The sequence below is a fragment of the Porphyromonas sp. oral taxon 279 str. F0450 genome, assembly GCF_000292995.1.
Lineage (GTDB): Bacteria > Bacteroidota > Bacteroidia > Bacteroidales > Porphyromonadaceae > Porphyromonas > Porphyromonas pasteri.
In genome coordinates this window covers 46,895-69,871 of sequence record NZ_ALKJ01000033.1, presented here as the reverse complement: position 1 = coordinate 69,871, position 22,977 = coordinate 46,895, and the positions used below count along the sequence as shown (strand labels likewise).

The following is a 22,977-nucleotide window of genomic DNA, read 5'->3' as shown; positions in this document are numbered from 1 at the left end:
TATAATGGAAAAAAGGGAAGGAAGGGATGTTACTTCACTTCCACAGGAAGGCCCTCGCCCTTGAGAGCATCGAGGGAGTAGACAGCGACCATATAGTTGTAGATGGCCTGACTGTAGTTGAGACGAGCTTGCAGGAGGGCGGTCTCGGCATCATTCAGCTCAAGCAGGGTACCCGCACCGCTCTTGTAGCGTACCTCAGCGATACTATGACCACGCTCTGCCGTAGCCACGGCGTCCTGCGCGGAGACGAACTGCTCGAGGGCAGTCTTCTGCTCACTCACGCTATTCATCAGCCCGAGACGAAGCTGGCTCTCTGCAGCCACACGCTGAGCTGCCAGCTGACGGATCTGAACCTCGGTGGAGCGGACATCATTGCCACGCGCACCACCATTATATATAGGCACGTCGAGCGAGAGGCCTATAGTAGAGAAGGGGCTCCAGCGCTTGCGGTCGTCCAGATGGAATTTATCCGAAGCAAAGCTATACTGATAGGTAAAGCTCAGCGAGAGCGTCGGCATATAGGCCATGCGCTTGACGTGGAGTGCAGCATCAAGCTGGCGACCCTGGCGGTCGAGCTGACGCAGCGTGCTATTGTCTTGTAGCGAGATCGCAGCACTCTCGGTAGGGAGGTGCTGATAGACACGATCCTTGTAGTCGGCCAGATGCTCGGTGACCGTGATGGGGGTCTCGAGAGGCACTCCCATGACGACCTTCAGCTTCGCCTCAGCAAGACGCACGGCGGTACGTGCTGCCACGACATTCGGCAGGACGTTCTTCATCTGCGTCTCCATTCGGATCTTGTCGTACTCAGCGACGAGCCCGTGCTGGTACTTATTTGCGATATCCTTATAGTTGGCCTGTGCATTGGCATAGTTCGCCTCCAGCACGCGTAGGGATTCCTGTGCGAGGAGTACAGCCATATACGCCTTCTTCACCTCAGCCACCAGATCGATCTTCGAGCCGTGTGCCTTCTCTTCGGCCAGCGCCACGGCCTCCTTATCCAGCTTGAGTGAAGCCCAGAGCTGCGGAGCGATGAGCGCCATACCCGCATTGACACCGCCCTGCAGAGAGTGCGTCTGCCCCATCTCGATCCCGTCATCGGGGAAGAAGCCCCCCATGGGAGAGCCCGAGCCGCCCATATCACCGAAGTAGACCTTCTGCTTCTTGAGCATATAGCTATAGGAGCTCGAGAGGCTGACCTTCGGCAGGAGTGAGCCACGATTCTTCTTCTGATCATACTTCGCCCCGTCAATACCGAGGAGGGTAGCTTGTAGCGTAGGGCTCTTCTCCAGAGCGATGCGTACAGCATCATTGAGCGTGAGGGAGAGCTGATCCTTGGTGATGATCATCTCCGTCTCAGCGGACTTATCTTGCGCCTGTAGCGTCGCAGGCAGGGCAATGATCCCGAGTGCTAAGGCCCACATACTGGGCTGCCAAAGCTTCGGGGAATTTATCTTACTCATACATTATATAATAATAGGTCCTCGCGCATACACGAGGTGCACTTCTCCTTCACAACACAGGGGAGATACGTTCGTTCACACAAAGATACAAATAGCGAAGAATGAACTATTCTTAGCGTAATATGGTACAACATCCGCCCATTTCCCCGCAGCAGCATCGAGCCCATCCAAGCGCAAGATCTCCCTACCCTCCCATAGTGTCATCCACCTTAGCTCCGGAAGGGTGGTAGCACCACTTCATCGAGGGGGGTGATATGAACCTATATGGGTCAGTGGGTGGACCTATATTGGTCGCCCGACGAATCTATATAGGTCAGCCAGCGAACCTATATAGATCCACCCACTGACCAATATGAGACTGTTGCTCCGCGTAGGGATAAAAGTTGTGGACGAATGGCAGATAAGCTTGGGCTACGTACGTGGATCTAATATCTACGTACGTGGATATTTGGACTAACGTGCCTGGTCTTTAAGACTACGTACATAGATAGAAGAATACCACTACGGGAATGTGCTTTTTTCTTCGCGAGAAGGACACTTTTCCCTCCGCTGGATAAGAGGAATACGACCTGCTGATGAGGAGCGTACTTTGATGCGGAGCCCCTGGAAATCTCATCACAAAATAAAACAAATGTGGTATCTTTGTAGTTGATTAGGTGCACGATGCTCTCTCGGGTGTCGTGCGCGCATGCCTTGATGCGCTCCACCATCCATCCCTACGACACGGGACTCGTAAGGTCGGTGTGCCCCACTGAAGACAACACAGGGAGCACCATATATTATAGAGATAGGAATAGGATGCCATGAGTGCTTCACGGACTTCGCAAGCATAAGTAGGAATAGTAAACCGTCGCACGTGCTACACTCCCCCGAGCGGGCCACGTGGGCTTCGTCGTCTTGTCCCCTACTCCACATGCAGGAGAGGCGATGAGCAGACTGAGCCGGACAATTAAGAAGTAGAAGAATGAGACAGCTAAAGATTTCGAAGTCGATTACTAATAGAGAGAGCCAGTCCCTGGACCGCTACCTCCAGGAGATCGGCCGAGAAGAACTGATCACTATCGAAGAAGAGGTAGAGCTTGCCCAGGCCATCAAGCGTGGCGACCGCAAGGCTCTTGACAAGATGACCCGTGCCAACCTCCGCTTCGTCGTATCAGTAGCTAAGCAGTACCAAAACCAAGGGCTCTCCCTGCCTGACTTGATCAACGAGGGCAACCTCGGGCTGATCAAGGCCGCAGAGAAGTTCGATGAGACCCGAGGCTTTAAGTTCATCTCCTACGCCGTATGGTGGATCCGTCAGTCCATCCTGCAGGCGCTCGCAGAGCAAGCCCGTATCGTCCGCCTGCCACTCAACCAGGTCGGTACGCTGAACAAGATCACCAAGGCCCTATCAAAGTTCGAGCAAGAGAACGAGCGTAAGCCCTCCAGCGAGGAGCTCGCTAAGGAGCTCGGCATCCCCGAAGACAAGATCACCGATACCCTCAAGGTATCTGGTCGCCATATCTCCGTAGACGCTCCCTTCGTCGATGGTGAGGACAATAGCCTCCTTGACGTGCTCGTCAACGAAGATGCCCCCAACGCAGACCGCACCCTGATGAACGAGTCCCTCTCGAAGGAAATCGATCAGGTACTGATGAACCTCTCCGAGCGCGAAGCTGAGATCGTCAAGCTCTTCTTCGGTATCGGTGGTGGTCAGGAGATGACCCTCGAGGAGATCGGTCTGAAGTTCGGCCTCACTCGCGAGCGTGTCCGTCAGATCAAGGAGAAGGCTATCCGCCGTCTGCGTCAGGAGAGCTTCTGCGCCTCCCTCAAGCCCTACTTAGGCTAACGCCTCACATCCGCCTCCGCCCATCTCCCCTAAGGCAGGAGAAGCAAGGCGCCCATCTATATGGCTACGCACGGGCTCTCGTGCGTAGCCATTCTTCTTTTTAGACCATTCGTTGCCCCACATCACAGGGCACTCCTCCTCATACCAAGATCTATGAAGCGACGCCGTACATTCGATCTGGTCAGCTACCTCCAGCGTCTGCACCTCCTGCCCGAGCGCCTCACGCGCAAGACCGAGGCGGAGGATCTCCTCAAGCAGCTCTACGACCACGAGAAGAGCACAGGTAAGGCTCCCGACCGCCTCACCTCGCGCGACCTGCACCTCTCACCCGAGCAACTCGAAGCCCTACAGCGTGAGCTGGAACGCGAGGGACTCACCGAGCCTGGAGCCCTGCGCCTCACCGAAGCGGGCCGACAGCGTGCCCTCGAGCTGACACGTGCCCACCGCCTCTACGAGCTCTATCTCGCCGAGCACTCGGGCTATGTCCCCGAGGACTGGCACCGCATCGCCCACGCCGAGGAGCATAAGCTCACCGAGCGTGAGCACGAGCGTATCGCTCGCCTACTGGGCAATCCGCTCTTCGACCCACACGGCGACCCCATCCCCACGAGCCAAGGTACCGAGCCTGCTATCCCGCACAGCCTCTCCATCGAAGAGCTAACAGAAGGTCAGTGGTACTACGTCGAGCACATCGAGGACGACGAGCCCGAGAGCTTCCGCCTACTCATCGACGCAGGGCTGACACGTGACTCTCTCTTCCGACTCGATCGCCTCGAGAGTGCCCGCTCACAGATCTACTACGAGGGAGAAGCCTTAGAGCTCCCGACCTTCGCCTTTGTGGCTCTTACCCTTCGCCCCGCCAAGGAAGAAGAGCTGAAGGAGAGCCACTCCGAAGACACGATACGTCTGACCCGACTACCCGAGGGTGTAGAGGCCACGATCCTCGGCCTCTCCCCCTCCTGCCGCGGAGCTATGCGCCGCCGTCTCATGGACCTCGGCTTCGTACGTGGCAGCTCGATCCGCATCGATATGCACAGTCCCTTAGGCAATCCCACGGCTTATATCGTGCGTGGAGCCGCTATCGCTCTACGCCATGATCAGGCCCGATACATCCTCATCCAACGTCCCCATGCATCAGCAACCGAATAACTCCGCCTGCGCCTCTTGCGCCGCCTGCCCCGCCTCTACCCTGCAGCGCCGTGGCGAGCACACCGAGGATGCGCGCTTCACCATCGCTCTGGCGGGGAACCCCAACACGGGGAAGAGCACCGTCTTCAACGCCCTCACCGGCCTCAAGCAGCACACGGGCAACTGGCCCGGCAAGACCGTAGGTAAGGCCGAGGGGTCGTTCGCCTACGCCGGCGACGTATATACCATCATCGACCTCCCTGGCACGTACTCCCTATCCTCCACGTCGGAGGATGAGGAGATCGCACGTGACTTCATCCTCTTCTCACGCCCCGACGTGACGGTCGTCGTAGCGGATGCGACCCGCCTGGAGCGCAATATGAACCTCCTCCTGCAGGTGCTCCAGATCACCGACAAGGCCGTGCTCTGCGTCAACCTCCTCGATGAGGCACGGCGCAACAAGATCGAGATCGACCTCAACGGCCTCTCCCGTCGCCTCGGCATCCCCGTCGTCGGGGCGAGTGCACGCTCAGGGAAGGGCATCGACACGCTTCTCTCGACGGTACGTGGTGTAGCCCTCGGCGAGATCCCCTGCACGCCCTACCGCAAGAGCCGCCTACCCGAGCGCACCGAGCAAACCATCAGCACGCTCGAGGCCGAGATACAGAGGCTCTACCCCACCGTACCAAATAGTCGCTGGGTAGCCTACCGCCTCATCGAGGAAGATCCCTCGATCATCAGCCGCTTCGACAAGCCTGAGCTACTCGACTTAGCCCGTCGCGTGCATATCGAGATCGGGGAGAATTTCCACGACCAGCTCACCGAAGCGATCTATGCGGATGCCTATCGTATCTGCTCCGAGGTCGTCGTGCAGGCCTATGCCTCAGGCCGTCTACCACTCGACGTGCGGCTGGATAGGATCCTCACCAGCCGCCTGTGGGGATTCCCCATCATGCTGCTCCTGCTGGGTGGTGTCTTCTGGCTCACGATCATCGGCTCGAACTATCCCTCCTCACTCCTCAGCAATGTCCTCGTCGGGACGCTCCATCCCTTCCTCAAGACCACACTCGCTGGCTGGGGCAGTCCCTGGTGGCTGACGGGCTTCCTCATCGACGGCGTGTACCTCTCCATGGTATGGGTCGTCTCGGTGATGCTCCCGCCGATGGCGATATTCTTCCCGCTCTTCACCCTCCTCGAGGACTTCGGGTATCTCCCCCGTGTCGCCTTCAATCTCGACGAACTCTTCCGTCGCAGTGGCGCCCACGGCAAGCAGGCCCTCACGATGAGCATGGGCTTTGGCTGTAATGCTGCTGGCGTCGTCTCTACCCGTATCATCGACAGTGAGCGCGAGCGCCTCATCGCTATCATCACGAATAACTTCTCGGTGTGTAATGGGCGCTGGCCTACACAGATCCTCTTAGCCTCGCTCTTCATCGGGGCTGCCGTGCCGACGGCCTACGCTGGACTGGCAAGCATCGGTGCGGTACTCACCATCGTCTTGCTGGGTATCGGGGTCATGTTCGCCTCCTCATGGGTACTCTCTCACACCGTGCTGCGAGGCGAAGTATCGACCTTCCACCTCGAGCTACCGCCCTACCGTCCACCGCAGTTCTGGCGTACACTCTATACCTCGGTCATCGACCGCACACTTATCGTCCTCTGGCGTGCCCTCGTCTTTTCCGCTCCTGCTGGAGCCCTCATCTGGCTGACGTGTAATGTGCATATCGGTGGTGAGAGCGTGGCAGCGCACCTCATCCGCCTACTCGACACGCCGGGCTACTTCATGGGGCTCAATGGCGTGATCCTGCTGGCTTACCTGCTGGCTATCCCCGCAAATGAGGTCGTCATACCCACAGTGCTGATGCTGACGACGCTGGTCATCGGCAATGCTGGGGGCGATGCTGGCGTGCTGATGGAGGGCGGCGATGCAGAGACCTTCGCTATCCTACAGAGTGGTGGCTGGACGCTCATGACGGGTGTCTGTATGATGCTCTTCTGCCTCCTGCACCACCCTTGTAGCACCACGATCTACACGATCTACAAGGAGACCCACAGCATTCGCTGGACGCTCCTCTCGGTGCTCCTTCCCCTCGGCCTCGGGATCATCACGACGGTCATCGTGGCTGGTCTCTGGCGCTTCCTCTCGTAGACGGGCATCACGACTCCATAAGATAAAGGCTGAGCCCTCCCACTGTGGGAGGGCTCAGCCTTTATCTTATACGATGGATCGGAGGGGGTTAGCGCTCCGTCTTATCCTTTTCGTCCTTGGGGTAATAGCCGTACTCGGCATGATCACGGCGTCGCTCGCGATAGCGCAGCACGAGGAAGAGCAGGACGATGACCAGCAGCGTACCGCCCATGACAGCGAGCCACTGCACGCCTGCGGGATCCGAGAGTGATGCACCCTTGGGATAGAGGTACACCCCGAGGACGACGAGATAGAGGAGGAGTAGAAGGACGCGGAGCTTGATCGACTTCATACTGCTGAGGGAAGATTAAAGTTCGGTGGAAGAAGGCGTGACGAGGGCAAGGAGTGCCTCGAGGTAGTGACGGCTGTTGGAGAGACGTGGCACCTTGTGCTGCCCACCGAGCTTGCCTTCGCTCTCGAGCCAGCGGTGGAAGAGTCCCTTCGGAGCAACGTCTACCGTGAGCGGAAGGAGCGTCATATCCTCATAGCGCTTAGCATCGTAGTCGGAGTTCAGTGCGCGCAGAGCAGTATCAAGGTCGGAGGTAAATGTCGCGAGGTCACGAGGAGGCTCCTCAAACTCAATGAGCCACTCATGGCGACCCTTCCCTTCGTCGAGGAAGAAGCGTGGCGCAGCCGTGTATTCGCTCACGCGTGCACGGCCATCACGACGGCAGGCTTCGCTCAGTGCCGCATCGGTATTGGCGACCATCACCTCCTCGCCAAAGGCATTGATGAAGTGCTTCGTGCGGCCCGTGATGACGATGCGGTAGGGGTGGAGCGAGGTGAAGCGCACCGTATCGCCGATGATGTAGCGGTAGAGGCCACCTAAGCTCGAGATGACCATGGCGTAGTCACGCCCGAGCTCGACCTCCTCCAGACGGAGGGCACGACAGCTCGAGTAGTCACCCGAGGCGGGTAGCTCATCCAGCGGGATGAACTCGTAGAAGATCCCATAGTCCAGCATCAGGAGCATCCCCGCCTCAGCTGGGTCATCCTGGATAGCGAAGAAGCCTTCACTGGCATTGTATGTCTCCTCGTAGCGCATACGCTCAGAGGGGATAAGTTCGGCGTAGGTGCTGCGGTAGGGAGTGAAGCTAATCCCCCCGTGGAAGAAGACCTCCAGGTCGGGCCATACTTCGGTGATCGACTCGCGCCCCGTAGCTTGGAGCACCTCCTTCAGTAGGACGAGCATCCACGAAGGCACACCCGAGAGACTCCCCACACGTGCGGTGGCGACCTCCTGCACGATGGCCTGCATCTTCGCAGTCCACTCGCTCATCAGGAGCGTCTCGCGCGAAGGCACACGGAGCATATCTCCGAGAAGTGGCATGTGCTCGACGAGGATGGCACTGAGGTCACCCGAGAAAGTCTTGCCTCCACTCAGGGGCATAGGACTGTGACTCCCCCCGAGGACGAGCCCCTTCGTCGAGAAGAAGCGGGAGTCGGGATAGTTCCTCAGATAGATCCACAGCGCATCGCTCCCACCACGATAGTGGCAGTCCTGCAGATGGAGATAGGGTACGGGGATGTACTTACTGCGGTCGCTCGTCGTACCGCTGGACTTGGCGAACCACTGGCAAGACCCAGGCACGAGGACATCACGCTCGCCACGGGTCATACGCTCGATATCGTCCTTCAGCCCCTCGTAGTCTACGATGGGCACATCGGTGCAGTAGGAGCTGTACGTAGTCTTGCGGGTAAGTCCATAGCGGCGCCCGAAGTCAGTGCGGGCTGCACGGGCGAGGATATGGCGGAGCTGCTCAGCTTGAAGCTCTTCGGCACGTGTAGCATACTGCTCGATACGGCGTAGACGAAGCTTCGCAACCTGATAGACGAGACTGGTCTTGAGATCCATAGACTAAGAGAGGGGGGTATGGGGATAGTTCTCACGCTTGGCGAGTGCACGGCGCACGTCCTCTACCTCGAGATAGCGGGTATAGAAGGCCGACTCGCGGGTATGGAGTGCACGCTGCCAGCTCCCGATGGGGCAGAGATGACGCAGGCGACGCCAGCGGAGATAAGCATTGTAGTGACGGAGGAAGGTGGGGGCGCTCATCCCTTCGGCGCGCTGGGCATAGCGCAGTGCCAGCTTCGGTAGGCGGTGAAGCCAGAAGCTATCGCAGGCCGCCTCGAGGGCAGGCTGCACCACAGCAGGATCCCAGCCTCGCGCCTCAGCATAGGCACGACCGAGAGCTTCGGTAGCACGCGGATGGGCGAAGAGGCGATCGAGATTGCGAATGCTTGCACGCAGGCTCAGCGGAGTAGCGGTGAAGTGCATGCGGTTCAGGTCGACGAGCATGAACGTGTACTCCTCCTTCGCGCGATCATATATATAGGGGATATTCCCTGGCGAGAGATCTTCATGTACGATACCACACTCGTGGAGCTCGGCGAGGAAAGTAGCCAGCGCACGCGTCAGCGACTCATTGACCTCACCCGAGCGAGCCTCATGCTGAAGGTTGGCCCCCGTGAAGGCGAGGTAGCGCGTGACGTAATAGCTGTCCTCAAGACCACCCAGTGCGCTCCGCTCTTCGGCATAGCCGATAGGCTCGGGGGTAGCAATACCATAGGCCGAGAGCTGTACGGCATTCAGCAGGGAGCGCCGTGCCTTACTGGAGTTCGTCCAGCCGTAGTAGAGGCGACGCAGGAGCGCCAAGCGCCCGAAGTGCTTGATCGTGAAGTCCCCCTCGGGGCACTCGACACGATAGAGGACATTGCGCCCGCGGTAGATCTCGGTGATATGCACCGCTGGAGGGAGCTCGCTGCTCCCCCCTTCGTGGAGGTGAATATAGCCGAGGAGCTGGGGCAGAAGGGCCTCACCCTCGGGGACGACGCTGTGATATCGGAGCAAATCTTTCGTATCATTAGGGGCGAAGACCTTCGCCGTGGTTCAGTAGCAAAGATACAAACTATCCCCGCCCATTGCTTGGAGCGCGAGAAGCCCTTCGCCTTATCGCGAGTATTCCTCTTATTCAGCGGAGGGAAAAGTGTCCTTCTCGTGAAGGGAAAAGCGCCATAACGTAGTGCTTTTCCTCTGTCTACGCACGTAGTCTTAAAGACCAGGTACGTAAATCCAAATATCCACGTACGTAGATATTAGAGCCACGTACGTAGTCCAAACTTATCTACCACTCGTCCGCAACTTTTATCCCTACGTGGAGCGACAACCTAATAGAGGTCGCTTCACAAAGCTATATAGGTCGGAGCGCAAAGCAATATAGGTTACCACCACTCCCTATTATTGCAGGGCACTATGGAAGAGCTATCTTTGTAGATACACGAATATCTTCACCCTCTAAATAGTTACATACGACAGCACTATGCGAATGACTACCCAGGGCTTACGCTCTACGGCACTCGCCTTGTCCCTCTCCCTGACGAGCCTCTTCGCGACTCAGGCTGAGGCCGCTGTGGATAGCCTTCAGCTCATCCCACGCCCCGTAAGCGTCACCTATGGCACGGGCACGCTCCGTCTGCCCCGTATCCTCCGTCTCTCCGCTGGAGCACCTGCCTCCCTCAGCGACGGACTCAAGAAGCAGTCCTTCACCACGACCGCTTCCAAGGGCCGCATGAAGGGTCTCATCACGACCCGTCTCGATGCCTCCGTCCCAGGCCTCGAAGGCTACCGCCTCGAGATCGGCAAGCAGGGTATCACCCTCACTGCCCGTGATGAAGCGGGTCTCCGACAGGGTACGCAGTCCCTCCTGCAGATCACCCAGCAGTACGGAGGAGCCCTACCCTACCTCACCATCACTGACTCAGCACGCCTGGCCTATCGCGGTGTGATGCTCGACGTCTCGCGTCACTTCATGAACCGCGATATGATCATCCGTCTCTTGGATGAGATGGCTCGCTATAAGCTCAACCGCTTCCACTGGCACCTCGTCGACGGTGGTGGCTGGCGCTTCCCCTCGAAGAAGTACCCCCTCTTGACGAAGAAGGCCGCCTTCCGCACAGTTAGTGACTGGGACCAGTGGTGGCAGAAGGATCGCCGCTTTGTCGACGAAGGCACCCCTGGGAGCTACGGCGGCTACTACAGCCTGGAGGACATCCATGCCGTACTCAACCACGCTACCCGACTCGGCATCACGGTCATCCCCGAGATCGAACTCCCGGGACATAGCAACGAGATCTTCGCTGCTTATCCCGAGCTAAGCTGTCTCAACGAATGGGCCTTCGAGAACTCCGACGTATGTATCGGGAATGAGAAGACCTTCAAGTTCTTCGAAGATATCCTCGACGAAGTCATGGCGATCTTCCCCTCGAAGTACATCCACATCGGTGGTGACGAAGCCACGATGCAGCACTGGAGCAAGTGCGCCAAGTGTCAGGCACGCATGAAGAGCGAAGGACTCAAGGACGACCACGCGCTCCAGAGCTATATGATCCGCCGTATCGAGAAGTACCTCAACAGCAAGGGGCGCAAGCTCATCGGCTGGGATGAGATCCTCATGGGTGGTCTCGCTCCCGACGCTACGGTCATGAGCTGGCGGGGCGAAGAGGGCGCTATCCAGGCTGCCAAGGAAGGCCACGATGTCATCCTCACCCCCAATAGCCACGTCTATCTGGACCTCTATCAGCGTGAGTCCGATCACGAGCCCCGCGCCAATGGCGGCTTCATCCCTCTGGAGAAGATCTATTCGTACAACCCCGTACCTAAGGAGCTGACGCCTGCCGAGACCAAGCACGTCCTCGGTGTGCAGGCCAACCTCTGGACGGAGTACGTCCTCGATGAGCCCCATGCCGAATACATGCTCTTCCCCCGTATCCTGGCACTCTCGGAAGTTGCATGGACGCCCCAGCAGGATCGTGACTATAAGAACTTCCTGACGCGTGTGAACTACCACGTCCCTGCACTCAAGAAGCGTGGCATCAACGTCTACCCTCTGCGCCGTATCGCCGCCATCAATGAGGTCGACACCGTGAAGCACCTCGTCTCTGTAAGCCTTGACAGTGAGCGCCCCACAGCCGACATTCGCTACACGACGGACGGCACAGAGCCCACAGCTCGCTCGCCTCGCTACACGGGTACGCCTCTTACCTCACGCGACTCCCTCATCGTCAAAGCCCGCCTCTTCGAGGGCGACAAGATGATCGATGCTGCCCCTATGATCTCCTTCCGCACCGACTACCACAAGGCTATAGGCAAGAAGATCACCTACAACGACTGCACGTGGAATGAGCGCTACACCGCAGGTGGCTCACGCGCCCTCATCGATGGCGTGCGTGGTACGCCCACCTACCTCGATGGTCGCTGGCAGGGCTTCACCTCACCTATGGACGTGACGATCGACCTCGGTACCGTGACGGAGCTCAGCCACATCTTCGCCAAGTTCATGCAGGAGCGCGTCCAGTGGGTCTACATGCCCGGTGATGTAGAGATCCTCCTGAGTGACGACGGCGTGAACTTCCGTAGCGTAGCTCGCCAGAAGACACTCACCTCTGAGGACATCTATAAGCCCGTCTTCGAGACCTTCTCCTTCCCGATGAAGGAGCGTGCGCGCTACGTCCGCGTGAAGGCAAGCAACAACCGCTCGGCTGGTCACTTCATCTTCTGCGACGAGATCATCGTGCACTAAGCCTCTCAGTAGCCACAGCGGCTATACCATAATATATATGACACCGTCCCCAGACGAGCGAGATACCGCTCATCTGGGGACGGCTCGTATAGGCCCTCTCTCCTCATCGACCTCCCTCCTACCGCTAAGCGATAAGCCTACTCTCCAATAAGTAGGGAAAAGTTAATAACTTTGTGCCAAGTATGCGCCCGTGGATCCAGACGGAGAACGGGCATTCCACAGCACCTCTTTGGGGCAATTTCATAGCCCACCTATGAAGAGGTGACAGATGATAAATTATTAGATGAAACATAAGATCAAGTCCTTGCTTTGGCTGACCTTTGCACTGGTCTGGATAAGCATCTTAGGCGGTATCTTCGCTATTTCCATGGGGTGGATAGGCTACCTGCCCCCGATCGAGCAGCTTCAGAACCCGATCGACAAATACGCCTCACAGGTCCTCGCCGCTGATGGTGAGGTCATCGGCTCCTATGCCCACTTGGGCTCCAACCGCGTCCTCGTTGACTATAAGGACCTCTCCCCCAATCTCGTCAAGGCTCTCATCGCTACGGAAGACGTTCGCTTCGAGGGTCACTCGGGTATTGACTTCCGTTCGCTCGCCCGTGCCATCTTCAAGACGGGTCTCCTGCAGCAGAAGAGCGCAGGGGGTGGTAGCACCATCACCCAGCAGCTGGCTAAGATGCTCTACTCTCCTCCCAGCTCCAACTTCTTCACCCGTATGATGAAGAAGCCCGTGGAGTGGGTCATCGCAGCTAAGCTCGAGCGCTACTACACGAAGGAGGAGATCCTGGCGATGTATCTGAACCAGTTCGACTTCCTCTACAACGCCGTAGGGATCCGCTCGGCAGCCTTCACCTACTTCGGCAAGACGCCCGCAGAGCTTAACCTCCAGGAGTCAGCGATGCTCATCGGGATGTGTAAGAACCCCTCTATCTACAACCCCATCCTCCGAGCTAATAGCCCCCTCCCCATGGAGCGACGCAACACCGTCTTCCAGCAGATGGAGAAGGCTGGCTACCTCACAGAGCGCGAAGTCGACTCCCTCTCACGCCTCCCCATCAAGACATCCTTCCACCGCATGGACCACAAGCAGGGTATAGCCCCCTACTTCCGTGAGCACCTGCGTAAGATCATGATGGCAGACAAGCCCGACCGCAGCGACTATGCTTCGTGGCAGTACGATAAGTTCCGCGACGACAGCATCCAGTGGGAGACGAACCCACTCTACGGTTGGTGTAATAAGAACCGCAAGCCTGACGGCTCCCCATACAATATCTATACAGACGGGCTGAAGATCTATACGACGATCAACCCCGCCATGCAGCGCTACGCTGAGGAGGCCGTCGAGGAGCACCTCGCAGGGTATCTCCAGCCAGCCTTCGACCGCGAGCGCCGTGCTCGTGGTGGCGACCCCTTCAGCACCTCGATCTCTACCGACCAGCGCAAGAAGATCCTTGAGCGTGCCATCCGCCAGTCTGAACGCTGGCGTCTAGGCAAGGAGGACGGACTGTCGGATTCGGAGATCCGTGCACAGTTCGACCGCAAGACGAAGATGCAGGTCTGGTCTTGGGGTGGTCAGCGTGATACGGTGATGACGCCCCTCGACTCGATCCGCTACATGAAGGGGATCCTCCGCTCGGGCTTCGTAGCGATGAACCCTCACAACGGTCACGTCTTGGCCTATGTGGGTGACATCAACTTCTCCCAGTTCCAGTACGACATGGTGTCTGACGGGCGCCGTCAGACGGGGTCTATCATCAAGCCCTTCCTCTACTCTCTGGCGATGATCGACGGGGCTTCTCCCTGCGATCAGGTCCTCCACGTACAGCGTACCTACCGCCTTGACAATGGGCAGACCTGGACCCCACGTAATACCAACCACCGCCGCGTCGGTGAGATGGTCTCCATCCAGTGGGGACTTCAGAACTCGGACAACTGGGTGACGGCTGAGCTGATGAGCCGCACCTCTCCGCTGACCTTCAAGCGTCTCTTGGAGAGCTATGGTCTGCGTGGCCCCATCGAGGCTACGATGGCTATGTCGCTCGGTACTCCCGAAGCGACCGTCGGCGAGATGGTCTCGGGCTACACCACCTTCGTCAATGACGGCGTACGTGTGGATCCCATCCTCGTCACTCAGATCGAGGATATGCACGGCAATATCGTCGCGACCTTCGCTCCGAAGATGACCGAGGTGCTGACCGCCGATGCCGCACACAAGATGCTCTACATGCTCCAGAACGTCGTCAACGGCGGTACGGGGGGACGCCTACGCTCCTCCTTCGGCCTGCAGATGCCTCTGGGCGGTAAGACCGGTACGACGCAGAATAATAGTGACACGTGGTTCATGGGCTTCACTCCCGACCTCGTCGCTGGCTGCTGGGTAGGCGGTGAAGAGCGTAGCGTGCGCTTCAACTCCATGGCCTTCGGTCAGGGGGCGGCTGCTGCACTGCCTATCTTCGGGAAGTTCCTCAAGAAGGTCTACGGAGACAGCAAGCTCGGCTACCTCGCTAATATCCCCTTCCAGCTCCCCGAGGGCTTCTCGCCCTGCTACGACGCAGGCAATAGCGATGAGGCCGTCGAGATCTACGAGGGTGTCAATCCCGACTCCACAAGCTCCTACTCCCCTTTCTAAGGAAGGACAGGTAGGAAGACAGACACCGACAGATCTTCTGTTACGAAAAGAGCATGGCACAGCAACGCGCGATAGAATTTGATGTACTCAAGGGGATTGCAATCCTCTTGGTAGTCATAGGGCACGTCTACCGAACAAGCTTGCAAGGCGCATACTCGGCCTTGGAAGACATCATCTACACCGTGCACATGCCTCTTTTCGTACTTGTCTCTGGCTATTTCACGCAACGGCCTCCCACGTGGACGAGATACGGGGTGTATAGCTACTGGAAAGGCAAGGTGCTCCGACTGCTCCTCCCCCTACTATTTATTGCAGAGCTACATTCGATCATCATATCTGGAGAAGTGGGGTTACCCCTCCAAAGCATGGTAGGATCGTATTGGTTTACCTATGCCTTGTTTCTTATCTTCGGGGTGTTCTTCTTTGCCCAAGGAGTTCTACACCTACTTCTTTCTTCTGTTCAGAAGAAGGAGCAGACCCAGAACTTGTATACCAAGCTCTATGTGGCAGGCCTATTTCTTTCAGCCGTCATCGCTGAGCTACTCATCGCCTACCTATACACACTCAATTCAAGGCTATGCAACGGCTTAGTATTATATAAAATAGCACACCTCTACAAGTACCTTGTACTTGGGCATATAATCGGTAAATACCACAATCTCAACGAGACTCTTCGAAGTGAAATAGCTGGGGTAATTGGATTTATAGGATTCTGTGTTCTCTTCCTCATCAGAGCCTTGGGCTACACATTTCCTCTGCAAGATACCCTCCTTACAATATTGGGATTAGGATTTATCTACAGCGCTACATGCCAAGCTATTGCGACAGCACAAGAGGAGAAAAAATGGATCAAAGTATTATCATACCTAGGCAGAATCTCACTCCCTATATACTTCATCCACTACTTCTTCTTGCCAGATCTTGCTTTTCTCAGGTCCTATGAGGAAACTCTATCCTCTACACCGATAGCGCAATTTGCCTTCCAGGCAATCTTGGGCTTGGCTACAAGTGGCATTGTACTCGTCCCAACACTCCTACTCATTTCCATCACGAGGACCAATAAATATCTGCGCTTCCTACTCTACGGTGAACCTCTTTCATAAGGCATCTAAGAGATAGTGGCAACGACAGCATTAAGCTCACGACAATATTAAGAATGAATAAGGTCGCACTCATCACCGGGGTAACGGGCCAGGATGGCTCCTTCCTCGCAGAGTTCCTCATCGAGAAGGGCTACGAAGTCCATGGTATCATCCGACGCTCCTCGTCCTTCAATACGGAGCGTATCGAGCACCTTTACTTCGAGGAGTGGGTGCGCGACATGAAGCGTGGTCGGGCACTCAACCTGCACTATGGCGATATGACTGACTCCAGTTCGCTCATCCGCATCATCCAGCAGACCCAGCCCGACGAGATCTATAACCTCGCAGCACAGAGCCATGTGAAGGTCTCCTTCGATGTACCTGAGTACACCGCTGAGACCGACGCCACGGGTACGCTACGCCTCCTCGAGGCCGTCCGCATCCTCGGGCTAGAGAAGAAGACGAAGATCTATCAGGCCTCGACCTCCGAGCTCTTTGGTCTGGTGCAGGAGATCCCCCAGCGTGAGACGACGCCTTTCTACCCCCGCTCTCCCTATGGGGTAGCTAAGCTCTACGGCTTCTGGATCACGAAAAACTACCGCGAGAGCTACGGTATGTTCGCCGTCAACGGCATCCTCTTCAACCACGAGAGTGAGCGCCGTGGCGAGACCTTCGTCACCCGCAAGATCACCCTCGCCGCTGCTCGTATCGCCGCTGGCGAACAGGACAAGCTCTACCTCGGGAACCTCAGTGCCCTGCGCGACTGGGGCTATGCCCGTGACTATGTCGAGTGTATGTGGCTCATGCTGCAGCACGACACCCCCGAGGACTTCGTCATCGCTACAGGTGAGCAGCACTCCGTACGTGAGTTCACCGAGCGCGCCTTCCACGAGGTAGGTATCGACCTACGCTGGGAGGGTGAAGGCGTCGAAGAGCGTGGTATCGATATCGCCACAGATCGCGTCCTCGTCGAGGTTGACCCGAAGTACTTCCGCCCTGCCGAAGTGGAAACCCTCTTGGGCGACCCCACGAAGGCCAAGGAGCTCCTCGGCTGGAATCCCAGCAAGACCTCCTTCGAAGAGCTGGTGCGCATCATGGTACGCCATGATGTCGCCTACGTCCAATCCCACAAGCACGCCTAATGGACTCACCCAAACTCTCCCCTTCGACCAAGATCTATGTCGCGGGGCATCGTGGGCTCGTAGGCTCCGCTATCTGGCACAACCTCGAGCAGCGTGGCTACACCAACCTTGTCGGCCGTACCCACGGTGAGCTGGATCTCACGGATCCGGTCGCTGTACGTGCATTCTTCGATGAGGAGCGCCCTGAGGCGGTAATCCTCGCGGCAGCGCACGTCGGGGGGATCATGGCGAACAATACCTACCGCGCTGACTTCATCTACGACAACCTCCAGATACAGCAGAACGTCATCGGAGAGAGCTTCCGCCACGGCGTAAAGCACCTCCTCTTCCTCGGCAGCACCTGCATCTATCCCAGAGAGGCCGAGCAGCCTCTCCGCGAAGAAGCCCTCCTCACTGCTCCTCTGGAGTACACCAACGAGCCCTATGCTATCGCTAAGATCGCAGGGCTCAAGATGTGTGAGAGCTTCAACCTCCAGTACGGCACGAACTACATCGCAGTCATGCCGACGAACCTCTACGGCCCCAACGATAACTTCCACCTCGAGAATAGCCACGTCCTACCCGCGATGATCCGCAAGATCTACCTTGCCGATCGTCTGCAGCACGGAGACTGGCAGGCTGTACGCATAGACCTCAGCAAGCGCCCCGTCGCTGGCGAAGACGGCACGGGAGATGAGGCCACTATCCTCACGCTCCTCGAGCGCTTCGGCATCCTCCCTGGCCAGGTCAACCTCTGGGGCTCAGGCCGTCCGCTGAGAGAATTCCTCTGGAGTGAAGATATGGCCGATGCCTCGGTACATATCCTTCTCAATACGGACTTCCGCTCACTCTGCCCCCAAGATGGTAGCCCCATCCGCAACTGCCACGTCAATATCGGCACGGGGAAGGAGATCTCGATCGGTGAGCTGGCACAGCTTATCGCCCGCACGATTGGCTTTGAGGGGCGCATCGAGTGGGACAGCACCAAGCCCGACGGCACGATGCGCAAGCTCACCTCTGTAGAGAAGCTCCACAGCCTTGGCTGGCACCATCAGGTAGAGATCGAGGACGGCGTACAGCGCCTCTTCGACTGGTACCGTACCCACTAACAGCATCCCCGAAGCAACCTCGTCTGAGATGTCCCGACGCTCCAAGTACATCAAGCGTATCTTGTGGGGAATCCTCCTCACGCCCTTCGTCCTAGTTCTTCTTGTAGCAGTACTACTATACGTACCGCCCGTGCAGCGCTTTGTCATACAGCGCACCGCTGCCTACCTATCGGAGAAGACAGGGATGCAGGTATCTGTCGGGAACATTCATCTCGCCTTCCCCCTCGACCTCTCGCTTCAGAAGCTACAGGTCCTCCGCAGTCCTGGCGACACCCTTATCTCGGTCGGGGCACTCAGCCTCTCCCCCACCCTGCGCCCCCTCTTCGACAGCCAAGTCGAGGTCCCTCGTATTGCCCTCGACAGCCTGACCTACAATCAGCGCGACAGCCTCGGCTTGAGTCTCCTCCAAGTACACCTCCCAGCAGCCACTGCCGAGCAGCTCTTCGTCGATCTCAACAAGGAACGCGTTGACCTCAATCGCCTCACGACCCAGGGGGGCTACATCCGCTACTACTCGACCGACACCACGAAGAAGCCTGAGGAAGAGAGTGAGCCGCTGAAGTGGCTCATCCGCACTGGCGAGATCGACCTGCAGAAGACTCGCATTGAGGTTGCCATGCCGCTGGATTCACTCCTCATCGATGCGGATGTTGACCGCCTCAAGATCGACCGCGGGGAAGCTGACCTCAATAAGATGCGCTTCCAGGTCGCGCACACCAAGATCGATGCGAAGAGCCTACGCTACTCCATTGACCAGAACTTCTCCAAGCTACCCTTCTTCGATCCCCAGCATATCCAGCTCCATGACCTACACCTCGAGGGTGAGGACATTGACTCTGAGGGTATGCGACTTAGCCTCCTTCTACGGCACGCACAGCTCCGTGAGCAGTCGGGGCTGAAGCTCCTCCATCTCAGCGGACGCTATCAGATGGACAGCCTTGCTATGCGCCTTGATGGGCTTGACCTCATCACCGATGCCTCCTCCATTAAGGGCTATCTCTCCATGCCCTGGAGCCTCCTACAGTCCGACCGCAAGGCACAGCTGGAGCTATCTACCAACACCTCTCTCGGCATCAAGGACATCCTTCTCTTCGCAGGTAAGACGCTCCAAGAGACCCCTGATGGGCGCGAACTCTTCAACACCTTTGCCCGCCACCGCCTCCTCGCTCCACTCAAGATGCAGGCTGAGCTGACGGGGACACTCACTGCAATACAGATTCGTCAGGCCGAGCTCAAGTGGCCCGACATCCTCGACCTCAATCTCTCGGGTACGCTCAGCGAAGTCCTTGAGATGCACCGCTCGGGCCGTCTCAAGCTCCGTGGCCGTGTAGGCCCCAAGGCCAATACTCTCCTCGGCCTCCTCGCACCCGAGCAAGCTAAGACCTATCGCATCCCCAGCCCCCTCACGATCTCTGGCGACATCGACATACGTCGAGGTCGCTATGTGGGTGACCTCACAGCAGAGGAGGGCACGGGCAAGCTCCAGCTGAAGGGGCACTTCACTGAGGCCACGAAGACCTATGACCTCGTGCTGAAGGCACAGGATATTGATGGCCGCCACTTCATGCCTCAGGACTCCATCGGGCTGGTTAGCCTTGACGTAGCTCTTCAGGGTCGCGGCTTCGATCCACTCAGTCCCCACACGCAGCTCTCTATCCGAGGCCGACTACATGAAGCGAATCGCGGGAGTCTACACCTACGAGACATTACCCTCGACGGCTCCCTCCAATCGGGGAACCTTGGCCTCTCCCTCAACAGCATGAACCCTGGGGCGAACTTCACGCTTCAGCTTGATGGGATCTTCTCCCGCCAAGGCATCAATACAGGCATCGGGCTGGAGCTCGTTGACCTCGACCTCCAGCGCCTGGGCTTCTCCGAGACGCCCCTTGCAGGGAAGCTACGTCTAGAAGGTGAGCTCCGCTCCGACCTCAAGGACACGCACACCATACAGGCCGTACTCGACGGGATGAACTTCACTATGGGTAATGAGAAGATCGCTCCACCTCGAGCCGAGCTTCACGTCTCCACCTCGCCGCAAGATATCCATGCGAGCCTCACCTCGGGCGATATGAAATCTTCGCTCTACGTCGAGGCCAGTCCTACCATAGCGCAGAAGGAAGTCACCACGCTCCTCGATGAGACCTTCCGTCAGATCGACCTCATCACCTCGGGGAAGTCCGCGACGAAGTACCTTGAGGACCTTGCAGTCCACCTTCCGAAGGCGACCTTCAGTCTCTCCATGGGCAAGGACAACCCTCTCCGCTACTACCTCGCAGAGCAGCGTATCGCTGTAGGCTCTCTGACGGCTAACCTCGCGACCTCCCCCCAAGAGGGTATCAGTGGCTCCGTAGGCCTCTCCGATCTTCGCGTTGATACCCTCCGCATCAACGCGGCCCAGCTCAATATCTCCACCGAGCGCACAGCCATCGCACGAGGCGACAGTATGTCCCTCGCACTCTTCGGTACGGTGATGAAGTCCCACTTCCGCGAGCAGGAGGGCTTCACCATCAATACCGACCTGCGCACAAGCCTACAGGGCGGGCACCTCGACGTCTCTTATCAGGATGAGCGAGGACAAACGGTACATGCAGCCGAGGCCTCGGGCAGCTGGTCGGGCGAAGCCTACCAGCTCCACTTCCTCGGTGACCGCCTGCGTATCGCCTCCAATGACTACGCCATCAACCCCGACAACCTGCTCAGCCTGCGCAAGCGGGACAACTTCCTCCTCGGCTCACTCAAGCTCACCGGCGAGAAGCGAGGCGAATTCTCCCTGCAGGGCACCGAAGATACACCAGGAGTACAGGACATCCTACTCAGCATAAGCAACCTCCATCTTGAGGACTACCGCAGTCTGGGGCTACCCGATGTCGGTGGTATCTTCTTCGGCGACGTCCACTATCAGCGTAAGGGCGACCTCAGCCAGCAGCCTACGATCTCAGGCGACCTCTCCATCAGCGACCTACGCTACGAGGACAAGAAGCTCGGCCACTTCACCTCCTCCCTCTTCTACGAGCCACGTAGCGGTGACTCCCACTACATCACAGGGGAGATCGGCTACAACGGTCAGCCTGCGATGAGCATCGATGGGATCTACTATCCTCGTGAGAAGGTATCTCCGCTCAAGGGAACACTCACGCTTACCTCCTTCCCGCTGGAGCTTGCGAACCCCTTCCTCGCGGAGAATAGTACCACGCTTGCGGGGACTGCCGACGGGAGTATCAGACTCTCAGGGAAGCTCACCGAGCCACTTCTCTCGGGGCAGATGCACCTAAACAAGGGTATGCTGAACCTCAACGCCTACGGGACACACCTTGCTCTCGACTCTATCCCCGTACGCATGGAGGGCTCAGATATCTTCTTCGACCACTATGCGCTACGTCCCTCAGGAGATCCGAAGAAGGCAATCTATATCGATGGCTCGATACGTAAGAGTACCACACCACAGGCTACGGCTTCGCTACGCATCACCTCTGATGAGCTGACCCTCCTCGACGAGCCTCGCCCCACCCGCGACGACCAGCTCCTCTATGGTAAGATCATCGCCTCGACACGTATGGTGGCTACGGGTCCCCTTACCTCACTGCGCGTCCGCGGTAGTGTGAACGTACTCAGCGGTACAAACTGCACCTACGTCATGCGCGAAGACCCGCTGACAGCCAGCCAGCAGACAGACCAGCTCGTCCAGTTCATAGACTTCTCAGACACCCTCTTCACCAAGAAGGTAGAGGTTGCCCCCACCTCTCTCGGCGGGCTTGATGTGAACCTAACGATCAACGTGGATCCCTCGGTACGTATCGGCGCTGACCTCACGGCTGGCGGCACGGACTATGTCCATGCTCAGGGAGGCGGCACGCTCCACTTCACCTATCCGCCCTACGGCGAGATGAGCATGACGGGACGCTACGAGATGAGTGGTGGTGGCGAGCTGAGCTACACCCTCCCCGTCGTAGGCAATAAGCGCTTCTCCATCGACCCCACCAGCACCCTCACGTGGACGGGACCGATATCCAACCCCTACCTCAACTTCTCCGCGGTCAATAAGGTCAAGGCCACCGTATCCAGCTCATCGGAGAACTCCCAGCGTGTGAACTTCAACGTCAGCATCCTCATCAAGGACTACGTCAGCAAGATGAACCTCAGCTTCGGCATCTCCGCTCCGGAGAACCTCTCCGTGCAGAATAGCATCTCGACGATGACCAAGGAAGAGCAGAGCAAGCAAGCCATCGCCCTTATGGCGACAGGTATGTATCTGGCAGGTGGCTCGGGGGCAGGCAATCTGGACCTCAACTCCGCACTGACCTCACTCCTGCAGTCACAGATCAACAAGACCGCAGGCAAGCTCCTCCAAGGCACCGACCTCAACCTCGGCGTCGACCACTACGATGGCTCTTCGGGTGAGGCTGCTCGCACGGACTTCACCTATAGCTTCAGCCGCCGCTTCTACAATGACCGCATACGTATCATCGTAGGGGGCAAGGTGCAGAGTGGCGCAGGCGTGACGAACCAGGGGCAGACCTTCCTCGACAACGTATCGCTGCAGTACCAGCTCGATAAGAGCGGTGAGCAGTACCTCAGTCTCTACCACAAGCTCGTCACCGATAACGTCCTCGAAGGGGAGTTCTCCGAGACGGGTGTGGGGTATGTCATACGCCGCAAGATGTCCAGCCTACTCGACCTCTTCCGCCGTAAGCGCAAGAAGACGACGACCGACACCACAACGACGCTCTTCCGCCAAGCATGGAAGCCCCGTCTCGATACGCTCTCGACTCAGCCGAGCCTCACGAGCGACTCGATGCCCACTCTCCGCTACCAAGCGAAGTAAGGCCTCCAGCCCTCCCTATCTACAC

Annotated in this window: 13 protein-coding genes; 9 read left to right on the top strand and 4 right to left on the bottom strand. The window is 57.8% G+C overall.

The window, feature by feature from the left end; all coding sequences use genetic code 11:
• Positions 1-29: 29 nt before the first annotated feature.
• Complete coding sequence (locus tag HMPREF1323_RS07530; protein WP_044124216.1) at positions 30-1,463, bottom strand: TolC family protein; 1,434 nt, start codon at positions 1,461-1,463, stop codon at positions 30-32.
• Between the two features lie 964 nt (positions 1,464-2,427).
• Here HMPREF1323_RS07530 and HMPREF1323_RS07525 point away from each other — a divergent pair.
• The 3 genes from HMPREF1323_RS07525 (at position 2,428) to feoB (ending at position 6,568) form a co-directional block, all read left to right on the top strand.
• Positions 2,428-3,291 carry a sigma-70 family RNA polymerase sigma factor gene (locus HMPREF1323_RS07525; protein WP_009433515.1) on the top strand — a complete coding sequence of 288 codons (864 nt, stop codon included), beginning with the start codon at positions 2,428-2,430 and terminating at the stop codon, positions 3,289-3,291.
• Between the two features lie 153 nt (positions 3,292-3,444).
• Positions 3,445-4,440 carry a metal-dependent transcriptional regulator gene (locus HMPREF1323_RS07520; protein WP_009433511.1) on the top strand — a complete coding sequence of 332 codons (996 nt, stop codon included), beginning with the start codon at positions 3,445-3,447 and terminating at the stop codon, positions 4,438-4,440.
• On the top strand, positions 4,421-6,568 hold the full coding sequence (gene feoB / locus HMPREF1323_RS07515) for a ferrous iron transport protein B (protein ID WP_009433507.1): 2,148 nt from the start codon (positions 4,421-4,423) through the stop codon (positions 6,566-6,568). The genes HMPREF1323_RS07520 and feoB overlap by 20 nt, the downstream gene beginning before the upstream one ends.
• Before the next feature lie 88 nt (positions 6,569-6,656).
• On the opposite strand, the gene HMPREF1323_RS07510 is transcribed toward feoB, so the two are convergent.
• From HMPREF1323_RS07510 to HMPREF1323_RS07500, 3 genes are read right to left on the bottom strand one after another with little or no spacing between them, the layout of a single operon-like run.
• On the bottom strand, positions 6,657-6,899 hold the full coding sequence (locus HMPREF1323_RS07510; RefSeq protein ID WP_009433522.1) for a hypothetical protein: 243 nt from the start codon (positions 6,897-6,899) through the stop codon (positions 6,657-6,659).
• 15 nt (positions 6,900-6,914) lie between these two features.
• Positions 6,915-8,462 (bottom strand): GH3 auxin-responsive promoter family protein, encoded by a 1,548-nt coding sequence (locus tag HMPREF1323_RS07505; protein WP_009433509.1) that lies wholly within the window; start codon positions 8,460-8,462, stop codon positions 6,915-6,917.
• A 3-nt stretch (positions 8,463-8,465) separates the two neighbouring features.
• Positions 8,466-9,458: a lipopolysaccharide kinase InaA family protein gene (locus HMPREF1323_RS07500; protein WP_009433550.1), complete on the bottom strand. Its 993-nt coding sequence runs from the start codon at positions 9,456-9,458 to the stop codon at positions 8,466-8,468.
• 469 nt (positions 9,459-9,927) lie between these two features.
• Between HMPREF1323_RS07500 and HMPREF1323_RS07495 the strand changes: the two genes are divergently transcribed.
• From HMPREF1323_RS07495 to HMPREF1323_RS09355, 6 genes are all read left to right on the top strand, one after another.
• Positions 9,928-12,186 carry a glycoside hydrolase family 20 protein gene (locus tag HMPREF1323_RS07495; protein WP_044124215.1) on the top strand — a complete coding sequence of 753 codons (2,259 nt, stop codon included), beginning with the start codon at positions 9,928-9,930 and terminating at the stop codon, positions 12,184-12,186.
• Positions 12,187-12,469: 283 nt separating this feature from the next.
• Positions 12,470-14,818, top strand: coding sequence for a transglycosylase domain-containing protein (locus tag HMPREF1323_RS07490; protein WP_009433543.1), 2,349 nt, complete (start codon positions 12,470-12,472; stop codon positions 14,816-14,818).
• Between the two features lie 53 nt (positions 14,819-14,871).
• A complete protein-coding gene (locus HMPREF1323_RS07485; RefSeq protein WP_009433546.1) occupies positions 14,872-15,921 on the top strand; it encodes an acyltransferase family protein in 1,050 nt (349 codons plus the stop codon).
• 53 nt (positions 15,922-15,974) lie between these two features.
• The gene (gene gmd, locus HMPREF1323_RS07480; RefSeq protein ID WP_009433549.1) at positions 15,975-17,042 is read left to right on the top strand and encodes a GDP-mannose 4,6-dehydratase; all 1,068 of its coding nucleotides are present in this window, start codon (positions 15,975-15,977) and stop codon (positions 17,040-17,042) included.
• On the top strand, positions 17,042-18,130 hold the full coding sequence (locus tag HMPREF1323_RS07475) for a GDP-L-fucose synthase family protein (protein WP_009433534.1): 1,089 nt from the start codon (positions 17,042-17,044) through the stop codon (positions 18,128-18,130). The genes gmd and HMPREF1323_RS07475 overlap by 1 nt, the downstream gene beginning before the upstream one ends.
• Positions 18,131-20,369: 2,239 nt before the next feature.
• The gene (locus HMPREF1323_RS09355) at positions 20,370-22,952 is read left to right on the top strand and encodes a translocation/assembly module TamB domain-containing protein (RefSeq protein ID WP_410524588.1); all 2,583 of its coding nucleotides are present in this window, start codon (positions 20,370-20,372) and stop codon (positions 22,950-22,952) included.
• Positions 22,953-22,977: the final 25 nt, after the last annotated feature.